At 41.3% G+C, this 18,230-nt stretch carries 16 protein-coding genes; 1 reads left to right on the top strand and 15 read right to left on the bottom strand.

The annotated features are described in order from the left end of the window. Positions 1 to 26: 26 nt before the first annotated feature. From IHV10_RS00855 to IHV10_RS00810, 10 genes are all read right to left on the bottom strand, one after another. Entirely contained in the window at positions 27 to 1,016 is a 990-nt protein-coding gene (locus IHV10_RS00855) for a lipoate--protein ligase (protein WP_197126893.1), read from the bottom strand. A 27-nt stretch (positions 1,017 to 1,043) separates the two neighbouring features. After that, positions 1,044 to 1,778 carry an MBL fold metallo-hydrolase gene (locus IHV10_RS00850; protein ID WP_197126892.1) on the bottom strand — a complete coding sequence of 245 codons (735 nt, stop codon included), beginning with the start codon at positions 1,776 to 1,778 and terminating at the stop codon, positions 1,044 to 1,046. A gap of 58 nt (positions 1,779 to 1,836) precedes the next feature. Then, positions 1,837 to 2,712: a LysR family transcriptional regulator gene (locus IHV10_RS00845; RefSeq protein ID WP_197126891.1), complete on the bottom strand. Its 876-nt coding sequence runs from the start codon at positions 2,710 to 2,712 to the stop codon at positions 1,837 to 1,839. Positions 2,713 to 2,791: 79 nt separating this feature from the next. Then, a complete protein-coding gene (locus IHV10_RS00840) occupies positions 2,792 to 3,082 on the bottom strand; it encodes a putative quinol monooxygenase (RefSeq protein WP_197126890.1) in 291 nt (96 codons plus the stop codon). Positions 3,083 to 3,098: 16 nt separating this feature from the next. Further along, positions 3,099 to 4,079: a zinc-binding dehydrogenase gene (locus IHV10_RS00835; protein ID WP_197126889.1), complete on the bottom strand. Its 981-nt coding sequence runs from the start codon at positions 4,077 to 4,079 to the stop codon at positions 3,099 to 3,101. A 91-nt stretch (positions 4,080 to 4,170) separates the two neighbouring features. After that, positions 4,171 to 4,833: a type 1 glutamine amidotransferase domain-containing protein gene (locus IHV10_RS00830; protein WP_197126888.1), complete on the bottom strand. Its 663-nt coding sequence runs from the start codon at positions 4,831 to 4,833 to the stop codon at positions 4,171 to 4,173. Between the two features lie 382 nt (positions 4,834 to 5,215). Further along, positions 5,216 to 6,043 (bottom strand): carbohydrate ABC transporter permease, encoded by an 828-nt coding sequence (locus IHV10_RS00825; protein ID WP_197126887.1) that lies wholly within the window; start codon positions 6,041 to 6,043, stop codon positions 5,216 to 5,218. Positions 6,044 to 6,073: 30 nt separating this feature from the next. After that, complete coding sequence (locus IHV10_RS00820; protein ID WP_197128135.1) at positions 6,074 to 7,402, bottom strand: ABC transporter permease subunit; 1,329 nt, start codon at positions 7,400 to 7,402, stop codon at positions 6,074 to 6,076. 162 nt (positions 7,403 to 7,564) lie between these two features. Then, positions 7,565 to 8,872, bottom strand: coding sequence for an ABC transporter substrate-binding protein (locus IHV10_RS00815; RefSeq protein ID WP_197126886.1), 1,308 nt, complete (start codon positions 8,870 to 8,872; stop codon positions 7,565 to 7,567). A gap of 54 nt (positions 8,873 to 8,926) precedes the next feature. Continuing rightward, positions 8,927 to 9,913, bottom strand: a complete 987-nt coding sequence (locus tag IHV10_RS00810; RefSeq protein WP_197126885.1) for a LacI family DNA-binding transcriptional regulator — start codon at positions 9,911 to 9,913, stop codon at positions 8,927 to 8,929. Positions 9,914 to 10,123: 210 nt separating this feature from the next. Here IHV10_RS00810 and IHV10_RS00805 point away from each other — a divergent pair, with 210 nt between their 5' ends. After that, a complete protein-coding gene (locus tag IHV10_RS00805) occupies positions 10,124 to 10,846 on the top strand; it encodes an amino acid ABC transporter ATP-binding protein (RefSeq protein WP_144702836.1) in 723 nt (240 codons plus the stop codon). Between the two features lie 254 nt (positions 10,847 to 11,100). On the opposite strand, the gene IHV10_RS00800 is transcribed toward IHV10_RS00805, so the two are convergent. The 5 genes from IHV10_RS00800 to IHV10_RS00780 form a co-directional block, all read right to left on the bottom strand. Further along, positions 11,101 to 12,663 (bottom strand): glycine betaine ABC transporter substrate-binding protein, encoded by a 1,563-nt coding sequence (locus tag IHV10_RS00800; protein WP_370629630.1) that lies wholly within the window; start codon positions 12,661 to 12,663, stop codon positions 11,101 to 11,103. Next, on the bottom strand, positions 12,647 to 13,801 hold the full coding sequence (locus IHV10_RS00795) for an ABC transporter ATP-binding protein (RefSeq protein ID WP_197126884.1): 1,155 nt from the start codon (positions 13,799 to 13,801) through the stop codon (positions 12,647 to 12,649). The genes IHV10_RS00800 and IHV10_RS00795 overlap by 17 nt, the downstream gene beginning before the upstream one ends. Positions 13,802 to 14,011: 210 nt before the next feature. Then, complete coding sequence (locus IHV10_RS23045) at positions 14,012 to 16,150, bottom strand: YhgE/Pip family protein (RefSeq protein ID WP_197126883.1); 2,139 nt, start codon at positions 16,148 to 16,150, stop codon at positions 14,012 to 14,014. 154 nt (positions 16,151 to 16,304) lie between these two features. After that, on the bottom strand, positions 16,305 to 16,877 hold the full coding sequence (locus tag IHV10_RS00785; RefSeq protein ID WP_197126882.1) for a TetR/AcrR family transcriptional regulator: 573 nt from the start codon (positions 16,875 to 16,877) through the stop codon (positions 16,305 to 16,307). Next, positions 16,874 to 18,151: an ATP-binding protein gene (locus IHV10_RS00780; RefSeq protein ID WP_197126881.1), complete on the bottom strand. Its 1,278-nt coding sequence runs from the start codon at positions 18,149 to 18,151 to the stop codon at positions 16,874 to 16,876. The genes IHV10_RS00785 and IHV10_RS00780 overlap by 4 nt, the downstream gene beginning before the upstream one ends. Positions 18,152 to 18,230 lie beyond the last annotated feature (79 nt).

Raw genomic sequence — 18,230 nt, 5'->3', positions numbered from 1 at the left:
CCGCCCATAAAAAGGCGGTTTTCTTCCTAATATAATAGATCAAGGAACTCCTGACGCGTTACATTTCCGAAATAGTGGCTTAAATCTAAATCCTCAAGCACTTCCTCGATCGCTTCACGGTCATAACGAACACCGTTCAGCTTGCTTTCAATATCTGACACGTCACCTACACCGAAGAAATCTCCAAAAATCTTACTTTCTTGAATGATACCTTTTACGATGTGCAGTCTGATATCAACAGAGCCTGCTGCAAATCGATTCGAAAGTTCAACATTGAACTTCGGTGACTTTCCGTAGTTCCAATCCCAGTTGGCGTAACGTTCTCTTGAGATTTTGCGGATTTCTTCCCAGTCTTTTTCAGTCAGCTCGTATTTTGGAACAGAATCCAACTCTTCAAATAAGTAAGCAAGAAGCGTCTGTTTGAACTCTTCCATCGTCATATCTTCGTCTAAGTGCTCGCGGATATTTGTTACACGACTGCGGATGGACTTGATACCTTTTGACTCGATCTTGTCCATTCGTACATTTAGGGCAGATACTACATTTTCGATCTCAGAATCAAAAAGCAAAGTGCCATGGCTAAACATACGGCCTTTCGTAGAAAACTGAGCGTTGCCGGAAATTTTCTTTCCGTTTGCCAAAATGTCGTTTCGTCCGCTTAATTCAGCATTCACACCAAGTTTTTTTAGTGCTTTTACAACAGGATCGGTAAACTTCTTGAAATCATGAAACGAATTACCGTCATCTTTCGTAATGAAGCTGAAGTTTAAGTTTCCGAGATCATGATACACGGCACCGCCACCTGATAAACGACGAACCACATGAATACCTTCATCACGAACATAGTCCGCGTTGATCTCTTCAACGGTATTTTGGTTCTTACCGATGATGATCGATGGTTCATTTATATAAAAAAGCAAATACGTTTCATTGATGTCTAAATGTTTTAAAGCGAACTCTTCTATAGCTAGATTCACTCTTGGGTCTGTAATATTTTCATTATCAATAAAAAGCATATTTCTCTCCTCTTTCAGTCCCTATCTTTAAGCTCCCCACGTCCAGCCGGAAGAGGCAAGCTCCACTTTATTGTTATACACCTCTTTTGCCTCTGTGACAAGCTGTGATAACTGACCAAAATGAGGAAGGTGAGTAAGAAGCAGTTCACGAGCTTCAGACTCATGTGCAAGTTTGCCGCAATCCTCTGATGTCATGTGGCCGGGGCCGCTTCCATCCATCCCTTTGTAAAAGTTGCATTCTGCGATTAACAAGTCCGCATATCGGCTGAACGGAACGAGTTCAGGAATGAGCGCAGTATCTGCCGTATATACGATCGTATGCTTTCCATCTGTAATGCGCATCGCATAACAAACAGCAGCATGCTTCGTCAGCTGAAACGTAATCGTGAATGGTCCGACCTTTAACACTTCATCAGGATGATAGGGAATTCCTTTTGTACTATTGCCGTGTGTCAGCGAACGAAAACCATCTTGATCCTTATCATGACCATAGATTGGAAGCGGCTGTATTCCTTTTTGTAAAAACGACTGAATGAGACGACTGTATTGAAGAACTCCAACATCAGCCACATGATCTGCATGGTAGTGCGATAATACAACCGCATCTAGTTTTTCAGGCTGTATATACTTTTGCAGTTGTGAGAGCACACCGCTTCCACAATCGATGAGCAGATTATATCCTCCGCTCTGAAGAAGATATCCTGATGTGGCTTCACCCGCTCCAGGATAACCACCCCAATATCCGATGACCGTTAGTTTCATAACTCTAAGCCCTCCGCCTTTTTTATTTACTAGTCTACACAATGCACTACTCTTCACACTAGCTTTTACGTTTAAGAGCCTCTAGTACCTTCACTAATACAGGATTGTTTTTATGTTCTACTTTATATGCGGCATAGATGGTGTTCTCTGTGGTTAGTTCAGGAAACAATATCTTCACACGATTTTCTTGCAATGATTTTTCAATTAGATAAGTGGGAAGTATGCTCATTCCCAACCCATTTTCGATCCCCTCTAAAATCGATCTTAAATCAGGTATCACATGGCAAGGTTGAAAGTCTGGTCGTTTTTTAAAATGATCTCGCCAGTATCTTCTTATAATAGGAAGTTCCAACCCATAGCTCAGCCAGTTCTGTTTGCTCAGCCACTCCTCAATCTCAGCAGTACTTTCTAGATTTGTTTCATAGGTTGGTGGTACCACAGCAACAAACACTTCATCTTCGAGTTTTTGATATTCAATTCCTTGTTGCTGCACTTTTTGAGTGGTTAGAATAAGATCTACTTCATCCTTCTCTAACTTTTCTAGTAACGTACTTGCTACTCCGAACTGAGATAAAAACCGAATATTTAAGTCTCGTATTTTAGGAAGAGTTCGAATCGTAAAATATTCTGCAGGCGAACCAATACGGATTACGGGTGCTCGCTCATTTCCAGATGAGCTATGAAGCATTTCTAGTGTCGTATTTTCTAAGTTCTCAATCAGCGGAACAATCTTTGTATACAGCTCTTTTCCTTTGTCCGTAGGTATCATCTTTCGGGGAGCACGAATAAAGAGAGGTTCCCCTATTTCTGATTCTAAAGCTGCTAGATGCTGACTCATGGCAGGCTGAGTTAAGATTCTAGCTTTTGCAGCAGCAGAAACGGAACGATGTTTGTAGATGCTGATGAAACTTCTGTACCATTCAAAATCAATCATCCATTTTCCTCCTCTCTAAAGGGGATCTATGCGTAAAAAACTGCACCGCTCCAGATGAGATACGATGCAGTGTTTCATTCTATAGCTCAATGACGTTTAAACGATATACTTCTCTATTCTGTACAAGAGTTTCTATATTTTTGCGATAAGCTTTATAGTGCTGTGAATCAATGTGACTGTTAAGCGTGTCTTCATCACGCCAGTTTTCATAAAAAACAAAAATGGAAGGATTCTCAGTAGATTCATGCAATATATAGCTGATACACCCTTCTTCTTTACGTGACGCTTGTACAACCTTAATCAATTCATCACGCAACGCTTCCTCTTTGCCTTCTCTTGCTATTAATATTGCATTAATTGTAATAGCCATGACCGTCACCTTCTCCTTATAGGATTTTACAAACAATCTTGCCTTTTACATGTCTTTCTGAAAGCTTCCCTAGAGTCTCAGGAACTTCTTCAAGAGAGATAACTTGTTCTATAAGTGGAGAAACTTTCTTTTCTGCGACCAGCGCCAATAATTCATCACCCATTTTGGCTAAGTCGCGTTCTGCCACTTCGTCTTGATTATGATGGATGGCGTTTAATGCTACTTCATGAAAAGAAATCACTCGTGTGAATGGTTTTACCTTTTTATAATCCGGAGCGCCTGCAATATGTGCAATGTGTCCGTTGTATGCGATTAAGTCGAGTGATGCAGTTGCATTTTCTCTAGAGACTGTATCTAGAACTGCATCAACACCTCTACCATTTGTAAAAGCCATTACTTTTTCCTTAACATCGTCTTCCCTATAGTCGATCACAAGATCTGCTCCTAATGATCGAACGTACTCATGATTGTGTTTGGATGCCGTGGAGATAACTGTTTTTCCTACATTTTTAGCCAGTTGAACCGCAAACCCACCTACACCGCCTGCTCCAGCATGGATCAAAATTGTATCGATTGAAGACATAGGTAATTTTCTAAACAGAGCTTGATAAGCCGTATAACCTGCTGTTGGAAGAGCGGCTGCTTCTTCAAATGATAGAGAATCTGGAATACGTGAGATGGTATGTGCTGTTGTTACTCCATATTCAGCGTATGCCCCATTTTTGTTAAAATCTCCGTGATATACAACACGATCACCGATTTTCCAATCCGTTACACCTTCTCCAACTTCATGTATGGTACCTGCCGCATCAAGTCCTAAAATGTGAGGATACGTCCAGTTCGGATTTCCTCCAGTTGCCGTTTTATAATCGACCGGATTTAATCCAGCGGCATGAATTTTCACTACAACTTCTCCAGTTCCCGCAATTGGCTTGTCTATTTCTTCTACCTTCATTTCTTTCCATTGATTGGGTTCTTTCAAAAGTAAAGCTTTCATCTTATCTTCTCCTCTCCTTATTTCCTTCTCAATTTTCACAAAAGAAAGCCTGCAAACCTTTTATTATAAAGGTCTGCAGGTTTATCCATAATTATGCTAACTGCTTCAAAACTTCTTTTGCCACAGAAACTGTAGATTGTGGATTTTGACCCGTAATGAGTTGTCCATCTCTTTGTACATGATCTGACCAATTCTCAGCAGCAACAAATTGTGCGCCTAGTTCACGCATGCGTGTTTCTAACAAGAAAGGCATGTATTGATCAAGAGTAGTAGCTACTTCTTCTGCATCTGTGAATGCAGTCACTTTTTTTCCAGCTACTAACGGAGTGCCGTCAGAAAGTTTCACACCAACTAACCCTGCAGGACCATGACAAACCGCTGCTACTACTTTATTTTGCTCATAAAGGTCGCGAATAATCTCTTGCAGTTTTGTGTTTTCAGGAAGGTCAAACATGGTTCCATGGCCTCCTGGCAAGAAGATTGCATCAAAACCATCAAGGTCATTGATTTCTTCTAGTTTTAATGTGTTCTCAAGATATTTAGCTGTGTCTAATATCTCTTGAGGCACTTCACCTTCTAAGCTACGATCATCTACAGGCGCTTTTCCACCTTTAGGGCTTGCTACTGTAATACTATGGCCAGCATTCGCAAACTCCACATACGCCTCACCAAATTCAGAAAGCCATAACCCTGTTGAGTGTTCGTTGTTCATGTTATCAGCCGTAGTTACGACCATTAATATATGTTTAGACATCGTCTAATTCCTCCAAACAAAAAGTAAGTTATTTCTCTAACAATACCTATTGTAGGCCGTATTTATCTATAATACAAATTAGAAAATAGCGCTTTTGTTATAATTTTTTTTATATTAAAGAGTATTAAATCGTTCACTCAAAGTGATTTCTTCAGATATTTATCTCCTGGCTCTTTGTACATTCTCTTCCTTGACAAGTTGATTGGAGTGGAAAATGCGAGACTCCAGCAGGACAGGCGGGCAGGTAAGACACTTAAGAGTGAAACGTACGAATGTGGCTCACCGCCTGCCCTGCGGAAAGCGAGCATTTGAAATGGAAATCAACTCTTTAAAGAGCTACAATGAAAAACCCTCGCTTTTTAGCGAGGGTTTAGGTTCCAAACTATTCTTTTACCGCACCTGAAGTTAACCCTGATACGATTCGGCGTTGGAAAAGTAAAACCATAATCACAAGCGGCACTGTTACGATAACGGTCGCGGCTGTAACTTCTCCCCAAGGAATCGTGAATTGTCCTTCAAACATTGCAATCCCGACCGGAACGGTTTTGAACTCATCATCGGTATTGATCGTTAACGCGAACAGGAACTCGTTCCACGCCGATATGAACACAAGAATCGCTGTTGTAAAAATTCCTGGTATCGCTAGTGGCAGGATTACACGCCAATACGTCTGCATCGGTGAAGCCCCGTCCATTTTTGCTGCTTCTTCAAGATCGAACGGAATCTTTCGGAAGAACGTGACGAGCAGCCAGATGGATAATGGCAATGTAAATGTTGTGTATGGAATGATCAAACCTAGATAGCTGTTCGTTAATCCAAGATTTTTCAATACGATATAGATTGGTGAGATCGTTGCGATCTGCGGAAACATGGAAACCGATAACACTAATCCAAGGATGACTGTTTTTCCTTTAAAGTTTAATCGTGCGATCGCATAAGCCGCAAAGCTCGCTACTAGGACTGCATAGACGGTAGTGATCGACGACACGACTAAGCTGTTCCATAAATATTTTAAAAATGGATAGTTAACAAACACAGATTCATAGTTCTCACCTGTCATGTTGTTTGTAAATGGTATGAACGCACGGTCGCCAAACAGTTCCGCAACCGGTTTAATTGAGCTTGCCAGTACCCATAAAAACGGAAACATGACAAGGAAGACAAACAATGTTAAGAATACGTAAAACATTGGGCCTGCTTTTTTGTTCATTTCCTATTCACTCCTTTATCTGTTCCGTTTTTATTTATCATTTAAAAGGTCTCGTCCAAGGAACTTGATGTAGATCATAGAGATGATCGCTACACAGACAAAGACGATAACCGACAGCGCCGAACCTTCACCGAAATTGGTCTGTGCAAACATGACTTTGTAAGCGAGAATCGATATCGTTTCCGTAGAGTTTGCAGGACCTCCACCTGTAAGTACATAGATTAAGTCGAACACACGGAACGCATCTAATGTACGGAACAACAAGGCAACGAGAATGCTAGACTTTAGCAGAGGCAGCGTGATCTTTAAGAACTGCTTCCACTTGCTTGCTCCGTCAATCGCTGCTGCTTCATACAATGAACTCGGAATCGTTTGAAGCCCCGCTAATAACAAGAGTGCCATATAAGGCGTCGTTTTCCATACGTCTGCGAAAATGACGGCAAACATAGCGCCTGTACTGGTCGTCAGCATATCAGTCATCTGGTCAAACAATCCGATCTCCGCAAAAGCTTTGGCTACGATTCCATTTTGGCCATCATATAGATACTTCCACATGAATGCCGATACAGCGGTTGGAATCGCCCATGGAATAAGGATGGTTGCTCTCACGAGTCCTCTACCAAAGAAAGCTTTATTGATAAGGAGTGCGATCGCAAGACCTATAACGAGCTCTGCAAATACAGAGATTACCGTAAAAACAGTCGTATTTTGAATCGCCTTCCACATGCGGCTATCTGTTAAGTTTTCTTTATAATGCTTCAGTCCGATAAAGTTAGGCGTGATGACTGAATCCTTTAATGATGCTGAAAGTCCGATTACGTCTTCTGGGTTTTGCAGTTCACCCTTCAGTTCTCTAAGTCGTTCAGAAGAATTTTTGACAGCTTTCTCCAGATCGAGCGCTACCTCTTTGTCCAAATCAGAAACAGCAAGCTCTTCACTGATCGGCTCCATCACGGTAAGCTTCTCATCTATTTCGTCATACTTGCTACTCAATTCTCCATCAGACTTTAATTCTGAATCCACTTTTTCAAGATTTGCTTTGATTGCTTCAAGCTCTGTTTTTGTTTTTCCTGTTGCTTGATCGACTTCATCTTCTAGTGAACTGATCAAGAACGGATAGTTATCTAGATAGGTTTGCAGATTCACTTTATAAGACACATACGCTTCAGATTTCACTGGATTGTTCAGTCTCAGATCAAACATGCTGTAATAGAAAGATTGAAAAACGGGCCATATGGCAATGATCAAGATCAAGATCATCGACGGGGCGATCAGCATGTAGCCTAGCGAACGATCAGAGCGCTTTTTCTTCGCCTTTTGTTTCGTTTTTGGTGCAGTTTGCTTTTGGTTGTTAGGCATTAGATCAGGTTTCAAAACGTGTCAGCTCCTTACTATTCGAATGCAATCGACGGACGGGCGCTGTTACGTCCATCCATTTCACTCTTTGTGGAATCGATACCAATTATAAAAGTAAGGGGAGCCTTTCTCATGGAAAGGCGTACCCCTATCACTTTACGTTTCTTACTTTACTAGTTTTTCTGAAATTTCTTTTTGCATGTTTTTAGCTGCTTGTTCTGGAGTAATCTTTTTCGCTACAGCTTGAGAAACTTGTACTTGAATGATGTCAGAGATCTCAGGATAGTTCGGTGCTACAGGACGAGATACAGCTGCTTCAAGTGCGTTTACAAATCCTTCTTCCTTAAAGTAAGGGTTTGCATCTAAAATTTCTTGGTCTTCATATAGAGAAAGAATCGTTGGCGCGTGTCCACCTTTGATCGCGTCGATCTTCTGTCCTTCTTTACCAGCCATAAAGCTTAAGAACTTCCAAGCTTCTTCAGGGTGCTTCGTGTTTTTGTTGATACCAGCCATCCAGCCGCCAAGTGCTGCAGCAGTTCCTGCATCCCCTGCTGGAAGTGGAGCTACTCCAACTTTACCTGCGATCTTAGATTGCTTCTCATCATTTGCTAGTGCAAATTGATATGGCCAGTTACGGATCAGAGCTGCTTGACCATTGATAAATGCTGTATGTGACTCTGGCTCGGCAAACGTTGTAACGTTTTGCGGAACAACATCAGAGTTTGCAACTTCTACAAGCTTAGCGATTCCTTTGATCGCTTCAGGAGAGTCAACTTTCACATCACCATTTTCGTCGATGATCTGACCACCGTATGATGCGATGAATTCAACCGCGTTACATACAAGACCTTCATATTGCTTCGCTTGCATCAAGTAACCAAACTGTGTTCCACCTTGGCCCTTCGTTTCCTTCGCTTTCGCTAAAAGCTCGTCCCACGTCTTTGGAACAGAACCTTCGTCAACTAAGTCTGTACGGTAGAAAAGCATTCCCGCATCGATAAACTTAGGAAGAGCCCATTGTTTTCCTTTAAATTTAGATGCTGTGATCGCACCTTCGTTATAATCATCTGGGTTAATCCCGTCTTTTTCCATAAAGCGGTCTAGCGGCATCAAGAATCCTGCTTGAGCAAACTCAGCTGGCCAGATTACGTCTAGATCAATAACGTCGATCTCATCTGAGTTCGCGTTAAATGCAGTTACATAAGCGTCATGTTGCTTACCCGTATCCGCAGGCATCTCTTTAAATTCCACATCAATGTTAGGGTATTTCTTTTCAAAAGCTTCCACCATGGCTGTTGTACCTTGTGTATCATCCTTACCACGTGCATAGACGATCGTTACTTTTTCGTCTTTATCACCGCCGGAATTGTTACTGTTGCTGCTTCCTTCTTCTTTGTCCGAACAAGCTGCAAGTACAAGTGACAATGCTAGTGAAGTAGAAATCACTTTTGAGATTTTCTTAAGCTTCTTCATTGTATTTCCCCCTAATCTCCTGTTTTGTAAACGATTACATTTCACCACAAAAAGTTAAGTTGAGGATCGTTTGATCAACTGAAATGGCAGAATCACTTCTTTTCGACTTAAAGGTTTCTTTGCCTGAATCGCTTCTACCATCAAATTCATAGCCTGCTTTGCAATGGTGTCAATCGGCTGTTCGACCGTCGTCAGATCCATCAATGCTGCTAGAGGCTGATTATCAAACCCTATGATAGCGAGGTCTTCAGGTACTCTCCAACCCGCGTCAAACGCTGCTTTCGCAATACCTGCTGCCACTTCATCACTACCGGTAAAAACCGCTTGTGGCTTATCATCCAGCTCACTCAATTTTTTAAATGCAGCAAAGCCGTCTTGTACACTATAAGCGTTGTAAAAGAACCACTCTTCCTTCATCATGATTCCCGCTTCATCTAGCGCTTGTAAAAATCCGATCTTTCTGTCTTTAGAAACTCTGGAGCTTTTGTGGTTGCCGGTGCAATACCCGATCTTTGTATAGCCTTGATCGATCAAGTGCTTCGTTCCTAGATAGCTTCCTTCGATCTGGTTTAAGTAGACGGAAGGTACTTGAGCAGAGTCTGAGTATTCGTTGCAAACGACGATGGGGCCGAACGATAAGTATGGTTCAAACTCACTCCAATCGTTTTCTATGGATGTTAAGATCAGACCATCTACTTGCTTTGTTTTTAAAAGCTCTAAGAAATTCCGCTCTTGCTCTTTCTTATAACGGGTCTGGCACAGTATCAGCTGATAGCCTTTTTTCGCGGCTTCCTTCTCCATCACTTCAACTAGATGACTGAAAAATGGATTCGTGATACGAGGCACATAGACAGCAATCGTCTCTGTCTGCTGCCGCCTCAATCGTCTTGCTGATGAATTAGGTACATAATTCAGTTCTTGCATCGCCTGTGTTACGAGACGCTTCTTCTCTTCTGTCACATAAGGATGTTCATTGATCACCCTAGAGACAGTTGTGCGGGATAATCCTGCTTTCTTCGCCACATCTTGAATGGTTGCCATCAGATTCTCCTCTTAAAACAATTGTGGAATCGAATTCATGAAATCGTTTTCATAATCAGAGTATAGTTCACCGAATATTCACAGGTCAATCCTTTTTTCAGAAAGTTTTGTAATTAAAGATTTCATCAGAGGCAGGAAATACAACGATTCAAACGAACTTATGATAAAATACATACACGATTTTGTTTTTAACGTGAAAGGAGCCGGACCATGATTACAGTAAAAAATTTAAAAAAGTCCTTTGGTGATCTTGAGGTATTGAAGGATATCAATGCAGAAATAAAAGCACAAGAAGTTGTTTGTGTGATTGGCCCTTCTGGCTCAGGCAAAAGTACATTTCTCCGCTGTATCAATAAACTTGAAGACATAACAGGTGGGCAAGTGATCGTGAACGGAACGGATATCACAGATCCAAAAACGAATATTAATAAAATTAGGGAAGATGTAGGTATGGTTTTTCAGCAGTTTAACCTCTTCCCTCACAAAACCGTCTTAGAAAACGTAACACTTGCTCCTCTTAAAGTGAAAAGCGCAAATAAAGAGGAAGCTCGTGACAAAGCGTTGAAGCTGCTCGCAAAAGTAGGCCTGCAAGATAAATCGAATGCCTATCCTTCCCAGCTTAGCGGTGGTCAGAAGCAGCGTGTGGCCATCGCTCGTGCACTCGCGATGGACCCAAAGATCATGCTCTTTGATGAACCAACCTCGGCACTTGATCCAGAGATGGTCGGTGAGGTTTTGGAAGTAATGAAAGACCTTGCGCGTGAAGGAATGACGATGGTCGTCGTAACGCACGAGATGGGCTTTGCACGAGAAGTAGGTGACCGCGTGATCTTCATGGATGGCGGTTATATCGTGGAAGAGAACGTACCATCTGAATTGTTTGGCAACACACAGCATGAACGCACGAAGTCGTTTCTGAGTAAGGTTTTATAAGATGATGCCGGTTCCTGATTTTGAGGGACCGGCTTTTTTTGATTTCTACGGGATGCGAGATTGTCGAATGGCCTTTATTTTTAATTTTAGACTTAATTGGTCTGGTTTTCGGCTTAATTGGTTGCAGTTTCGACTTAATTGGATGCTGTTTTGACTTAATTAGTTAACTTTAAGACTTAATTGAACCTGCTCCCCCCTTTCAAACCAACCAACATAACAAAAAATGGACCCCCGAAGGAGTCCATTTTTCTATCTTATTTGATCAATCCTTTACTTTTCAGAAATTCTTGCGCTACTTCACGCGGATCTTCTTTATCTAGGTCCACTTTCGCGTTCATTTCTGCCATATCTTCTTCTGAAATCTTCCCTTCAAGCTCATTGAGAACACCTTCAAGTTTCGGATACTTCTTCAGCGTATCTTCCCTTACAACAGGAACTGCATAATACGGAGGGAAGAATTTCTTATCATCTTCCAACGTTTTTAAATTGAAACGAACGATTCTTCCGTCTGTTGTATAAGCTGGAATCGCGTCCACCTTACCTTCTTTTACAGCAGAGTACATCAAGTTCGGATCCAAACTCTTCTTATCCTTAAAGTTAAGGTTATACGTATCCACAAATGGCGTATAGCCGTCCTCACGTTCAAAGAACTCTGTTGGACCACCGAAAGTAATCTGGTTCGACTTCGGCGCTAGTTCAGAAATCGATTTTACATTAACTTGTTTCGCTGTATCAGGATTTAAAGCTAGCGCATACGTGTTTTCAAAACCAAGCGGCTTCGTCCATTTCAGGTCATACTCTTTGGAATAGCCTTCTTTTACAGCATCATAAATCTCTTCAGGCTTCATGCTTGGATCATATTTTTCTTTTAGAATCGTTAAGTAACCTGTACCTGTATATTCTACATAAAGATCGATATCACCCTTTTTGATCGCTTCCGTAAGAATAGGCGTCTCGCCAATCGCTTCTTTAACGATAACAGGGTAATCTGTTTTGTCTTTTACATATTCAGAAATCACATAAGGCAGGATATATTGCTCAGTCCACTTCTTACCCGTGATCACAATCGCATCTTCTTCACCACCGCCACGTAGTGCAAAGAAAAGAACGAGAGCAGCGATTGGTACCCCGATAAGGACTGGCAGTTTCCATGAACCACGTTTCTTTGATGCTTTAGGTTCAGTAGCTAACTCAATTCGTCGCAGAATAAAGTCAAATACGATAGCAAGTAATGCGGCGGGAATCGCACCTGCTAAGACGAGCTCATTACGAGTAGTAGATAATCCACGGTAGATAAGATCACCTAGTCCACCTGCTCCAATAAACGCAGCAAGTGTTGCCACTCCAATGGTTAATACGGTTGCTGTACGCAGACCAGCCATGATGATGGGCAGCGCTAACGGCAGTTCGATCATTCGTAAGATTTGAGTATTTGTCATACCCATTCCTTTACCTGCTTCAACAGCTGATTTATCTACACCCGTAATTCCTGTATACGTGTTGCGTAGGATAGGCAAGAGTGCATAAACAGTAAGTGCAATGATGGCAGTTGTACTTCCGATTCCGAATACAGGCAATAAGAAACCGAACAATGCCAAACTCGGTATCGTTTGAAAAATGGCTGTAACCCCAATAACAGGTTCGGCAACCTTTTTTCTTCTTGAAATAAAAATCCCTAGAGGAACGGCGATAACTGCCGCGATCAAGATTGAAACAAGGGATAAGAATAAGTGCTGCTGAAGGCCTGTAAGAATTTCTGGCCATCTGTTAACAAACGTATCTTTCATCGTGACTAAAAAGTTATTCAATGCCCGCACCTCCCTCAATAGGTTTTTGTGCGGAAATATTTAACCCTGCTAAACCGCGCATCATGGATGCACGTGTGATTAAGCCAACTAATTTTTCATTATCAAGTACAGGAATCATATGAACACCATGGGTTGCAAAGATTTCTGCAACTTCCGTGTACGTAGAGGAAACATCGACCGTAATGATTTCTTTTTCCATAAGATCTCCGATGGTCTTATCTTCTTCAGGGTAATGTTGTTCGATTTTATCAAGTGTGGTGATCCCAAGAAGCTTGTTTTGCTGATCTGTGATCAAGAGACTGTCTACACCATATCGCTTCATCATTTTTAATGATTCTGCAAGTCCTCTCGTTACTTTTGCCGTAACTGGATTCGGTCTCATAAGATCTACGGCTTCTGGCATGGATGATTCATCAGCAGACAATCGGTTCTCACCGATAAACCCTTTAACAAAGTCATTCGCTGGATGACGTAGAATCCGTTCTGGTGTATCGAACTGAATGATCTCACCTTTATTTAAGATCGCGATCTTGTCAGCAATCTTAATAGCTTCATCCATATCATGCGTAACGAATACGATCGTTTTCTTGATCGTATCTTGCAATTTAACAAGTTCATCTTGCAGCTGTTCACGACTGATCGGATCAAGCGCGGAGAATGGTTCGTCCATTAAAATGATAGGAGGTTCTGCAGCAAGTGCTCGAATTACACCAATACGCTGCTGCTGACCACCGCTTAGCTCAGAAGGATATCGCGTTCTGAATGTTTTAGGATCTAATCCAACTAAATCTAGCAATTCATCAACTTTGCCCTCATACTTTTCTTTTTCCCACCCTTTTAAACGTGGTACGAGTGAGATGTTGTCTTCTATCGTCATATGAGGCAATAGACCAATTTGTTGAATTACATATCCAATATTCCTTCTCAGCTCAACGGGGTTTCGGTTTGCAATATCTTCTCCATCAATGAGAATCGTTCCTTTTGATGGCTCGATCAAACGGTTTATCATTCTCATGGTTGTTGTCTTACCACAACCACTAGGCCCGATTAAAGCTACTAACTCCCCTTCATTAATTTGAAAGTCAATATTTTTCAAGGCCTCAAAACCGTCAGGGTACGTTTTCCCTACGTTTTTGAAAGTTATCAAGTTCGGTTCTCTCCTTTTTTTACATAAAATAAGCTGCATCCATTAGAATGTCCATAACTTATGTTTCCCTTGCTTGCTTGCTTGAAAACTTCTTTTCTAAAAGTTTTTTGTTAACATTGTTGCTATTGCTTCAAACAGACCGGGTATCCCCCTCTGCAAAACTAGAAAAAACACCTGAAGGGATGTTGTCCCTTCAGGTGTTAACTAAAATTATGCTACTGAACCTTCATCTGCGTTATTCTTTTTTCTAAACTGACTTGCAAAGTAAGCCCATGTACCGATCATACAGATCGCCATGAAACCTACCAAAATCCATAGATTAAAGCTAAAGCTTTCCATGTCTCCGCTTGAGATTACTGCTTTAAAGCCTGAAACGGAATATGTCATAGGAAGCCAAGCATTGAATCCTTGTAGTCCGTTCGGAATGAGCTCTAACGGGAATGTTCCTGCACTTGTTGTAAGTTGTAAGATTAAGATAATGATCGCTACAAAACGTCCTGGGTCTCCAAGCACTGTAACAAGCAATTGTACGAGTGCTAAGAAAGTAAGACTCGTGATGATACTAAGTCCAAGGAACGCTCCTAAGTTACTCACTTCAATTCCTAGACCATATATTAATACCGCATCCGCAATCAGTGCTTGAATTACACCAACCACCGCTAAGAACGTGAACTTACCAGCAAACCAGCTGAAACCTGAACGAGGGTGTCCAGCTTTATCACGTAATGGGAACACGATCGACATTAACAATGCTCCTACGAAAAGACCTAATGATAAGAAGTATGGAGCAAAGCCTGTTCCGTAGTTCGGAACATCGGAAAAGCTGTTTGTTTTAACCGAAACAGGGTTTGCAATTCGTTCAAACATGTCACTGTCTGGATCAAGCTCACCTGTTTTGTCCGCTGCATCACTTAATGATGAGGTTAGTTTCCCGCTTCCATCAAGCAGCTTTTGTTCTCCGTTATGAATTTCCTTTACATGACCTGTAACTTCCTGCCAGCCTGTTGCAATTGTGGAAGTTCCGTCTGCTAACTTGCCACTCGCACCTAACAGCTGCTGACTACCGTTAGCCGCTTCTCCCAATTTAGATTGGAACGTTTGCGTACCTTCGTTTACTTTTGCTTGACCACTTGCGAGCTGATCGACTCCGTCAACTAGTTTTAGCTGACCGTTATGAAGCTCTTCTGCTCCATTTGCTAAAGCTGTTTGTGAATCACTTAGCTTTTTAGCCCCTGCAGAAAGTTCGTTCGCTCCGCCAGCGATCTTTCCTGTTGCTGCAGTCAAGCTATCTAAACCATTGTTTATGCCGTTACTAGCTGCAGCAAGCTGTTTTAAGGATGCGGCCATCTGCTCATCTGACATGTTTCCTTGGTTTTGAATGAGTGCATTAATCTGTTGTTCTAGTTGTTTTGAACCTGCAGTTGCTTTTTGTGCACCAGCGTTCCACTCATTTACTGAACCTGCGAGCGTACTTGCTCCAGTCGATAATTTAGATGCACCGCCTTGTAAGGCTAAGCTTCCGTTCTTAATTTTTTCAGAACCAGCTGTCGCTTGGCTAAGTCCACCTTTTAGAGCTTGTGCACCGTTACTTAGTTGACCTTGTCCGTCTGCTAGCTGTTTATGAGCAGCAAGCAATTTATCCATTCCACTATCGAACTCGGTCATTTTTGAATTAAAAAGCACAGCTCCATCTTTTAACTCATTAATCTGTGGTGTTTTTGCTTCCATTCCTGAAGCTAGTTCACCACTGCCAGAAGAAGCTTTTTTCAATCCGTCTGTTACTTGATTGGAGCCATCAGCTGCTTTCTCCAACCCACCAGCCAACTGCTCGACTTGATCGAACATGACTTCTGCATATGTTTTTGTCAGTTCGTTAGACAAACTTTCTTTCATTTTATCTACGGCTGTTCCGCCAATTTGTGCTGCTAGAAAGTTAAAGCCAGCGTTCGGTGTATAAATGATTTCAGGCTTTTTGTTCGATTTTCCTGATAGAGCAGTTGCCTCTTCAGAAAAGTTCTCAGGAATCTCGATCATCATATAATAATCGTTATGTTCCAAACCTTGCTTTGCTTTTTCTTCACTAACGAATTCCCACTCAAACTGTGGATTTTCTTTGAGTTTTTTTACAAACTCATCTCCTACAGTTAAGTTCTCACCGTTATATTCGTACCCTTCATCTTGGTTGACTACGGCCACTGGCAGATCTTCCATCTTGTCATACGGATCCCAGAACGCCCATAGAAACATTCCGCTGTATAACACTGGTATAAATAGAACTGCTAAGACCGGTACAGCAATTTTTTTGTTTGAAAAAACTGCTTTAAATTGAGCTCCGATACTTTTTAACACAGTTGTTCACTCCTCCTAATACTGAATGACTAATTTAGTCATTTGGTCATTTGTCGGTAAAAAAAGAGACTCTTACAGTCCGCTTTTTCGAAAATGACCGAAATAGAAATTTGGTCACAACTTAATGTAACACGTTTTTCTTGCTTCTGCAATACTATGGTTTCCTTAAACCATCCATTACAAACATCTCAAGAACTTCAAGCATCTTTTCTTTTTGAAGAGCTTCATGATCACGTTCCCAATCAAAAATAAGAGCGATATATACTTTGACCATCATAAACGCCACAATATCTGTATGGCATTCTTTAATCTCGCCTTTCTCGACCGCTTTATCCAGCTCTTTTTGAACAAAATTCAAAACTGCTTTTTCAATTCTCTGCAAAGCCTCAGTTACAGGTGAAGTGTTTAACTCTTTCACTTCTTGAGAAAGTTTAACGGCTAACTTGTGCGTTTTCCGAAGTTCAACGACTTCATAAAGGGCATTATGCAGGTTCTCGTAAAAAGGGCGATCTTCTTTTATTGCAGAAGATGCCGCTAATTTCGTCTCTGTTACTAAGTTTGTGATAATTTCCGAAAATAATTCTTCTTTGTTTGCGAAAAAAGTATAGATCGTTCCCTTTCCTACATTTGCAATCTTAGCGATTTGATCCACTGTACTCGCCTTATAACCAAACATAGAAAAAGAACGCTCTGCTGCGTCTAAAATACTTTTTCTGCGATCCATCATCCCACCTCCTCACCATTAACAATATTTCGTTTCGAACATAACTGCAAGGTTAAAAGAACTCGCGTGCCTTCATTAAGTACGCTCTCATACCGAAGTTTTCCGTCCATATCTTGAATGAGTTTATATGTTACCATCATACCCAAACCCGTACCTTTTGCTTTCGTTGTATAAAAAGGCAACCCGATCTGCTCGAGTTCCTCTTCTGTCATACCCTTACCATTGTCTTCGATCGCTATCGTAATCCGGCTCTTTGTAACTTTATAGCGATACAGATGGATCGTGCCGCCTCCTTCTATCGCTTCTATCCCGTTTTTGATAATATTTATTAAACCTTGCTTAAGTTTTGGTTCATCAATGCACACATTATAAGAGCCTAATGGACTAGCGGTAACTTCGACATTATTTATCGCTCCGTATGGTGCAGTAAGCGCAATAACATCTCTTAACACTTTTTCGAGTGAAACGGTCTCAAGCTTAGGAACATCCGGCTTAACCATGGACAAATAGTCTGTGATAATCTTGTTCGTTCGATCTAATTCCTCAATTAAGAGTGGCGAATGTTCCCTTAGCTTAGCATCTGTTGTCGTGCTGCCAAGAAACTGAATCATTCCACGAATGGTCGTCATCGGGTTTCTAACTTCATGCGCGATTGCTGCTGCCATCTGTCCTGCAACTGCCAGCTTGTCCAAGTAAACGGTTTCCTTCAACTGCATGTTGATCTTAACAAGCCTCTCAATTAAGAAGATACAAGAAAAGAACGCGATCAAAAAGCTCGAGAAATAGACGAGATAAAAATCGATCGTTAGAAAATCAAGATATGTATGAATGAAAAGCATATAAAATAATGTATAAACCAGCGCAATATAAATGGCTGAAATCCATCTGCGCTTATCTTCATCAAAAAATCCATGATAGATCAAGCAAACCACATAAGCTAAAAGGATTAAAACAACACCAAGCCAAGCTAACTCTCCACCAACTGCTATTCTTGCGATGGCAACAATCAACGAACAAATTGCCCCCGGAAGCCAGCCGACATACAATGTGACGATCATGATGGGAACATTTCGAAGATCAAAAAAAGAATCCTTCAGCGTTTCAATGGGAAACAACATACAAACTAGAGCACCCGCACCACTGATCAAGCCAAAAACGATTTGATTCTTATAGCTCGGAATAACACCAGGATGAAGGGGAAAGAACATGTTCAAAAGATGTGTAAACGAAAATATGATTGCAATATTTACAAATAACGGCTCAATAAATGCTTGCACAGCGCTTCCCCCTTCCTTTTTTTTCTCCCTACAGTATAGCAGAAACATTCTACAAGAAAATATAAAAAACGACAAACAT

The organism is Fictibacillus sp. 5RED26 (genome assembly GCF_015903895.1).
GTDB lineage: Bacteria > Bacillota > Bacilli > Bacillales > Fictibacillaceae > Fictibacillus > Fictibacillus phosphorivorans.
This window is presented reverse-complemented; position numbering and strand designations above follow the sequence as displayed.

Excerpts from the sequence above, each read along its gene's own strand:
- IHV10_RS00855 (WP_197126893.1), bottom strand. The coding sequence starts at position 1,016 with ATGCTTTTTATTGATAATGAAAATATTACAGACCCAAGAGTGAATCTA.
- IHV10_RS00850 (WP_197126892.1), bottom strand. The coding sequence starts at position 1,778 with ATGAAACTAACGGTCATCGGATATTGGGGTGGTTATCCTGGAGCGGGT.
- IHV10_RS00845 (WP_197126891.1), bottom strand. The coding sequence starts at position 2,712 with ATGATTGATTTTGAATGGTACAGAAGTTTCATCAGCATCTACAAACAT.
- IHV10_RS00840 (WP_197126890.1), bottom strand. The coding sequence starts at position 3,082 with ATGGCTATTACAATTAATGCAATATTAATAGCAAGAGAAGGCAAAGAG.
- IHV10_RS00835 (WP_197126889.1), bottom strand. The coding sequence starts at position 4,079 with ATGAAAGCTTTACTTTTGAAAGAACCCAATCAATGGAAAGAAATGAAG.
- IHV10_RS00830 (WP_197126888.1), bottom strand. The coding sequence starts at position 4,833 with ATGTCTAAACATATATTAATGGTCGTAACTACGGCTGATAACATGAAC.
- IHV10_RS00825 (WP_197126887.1), bottom strand. The coding sequence starts at position 6,043 with ATGAACAAAAAAGCAGGCCCAATGTTTTACGTATTCTTAACATTGTTT.
- IHV10_RS00820 (WP_197128135.1), bottom strand. The coding sequence starts at position 7,402 with ATGCCTAACAACCAAAAGCAAACTGCACCAAAAACGAAACAAAAGGCG.
- IHV10_RS00815 (WP_197126886.1), bottom strand. The coding sequence starts at position 8,872 with ATGAAGAAGCTTAAGAAAATCTCAAAAGTGATTTCTACTTCACTAGCA.
- IHV10_RS00810 (WP_197126885.1), bottom strand. The coding sequence starts at position 9,913 with ATGGCAACCATTCAAGATGTGGCGAAGAAAGCAGGATTATCCCGCACA.
- IHV10_RS00805 (WP_144702836.1), top strand. The coding sequence starts at position 10,124 with ATGATTACAGTAAAAAATTTAAAAAAGTCCTTTGGTGATCTTGAGGTA.
- IHV10_RS00785 (WP_197126882.1), bottom strand. The coding sequence starts at position 16,877 with ATGATGGATCGCAGAAAAAGTATTTTAGACGCAGCAGAGCGTTCTTTT.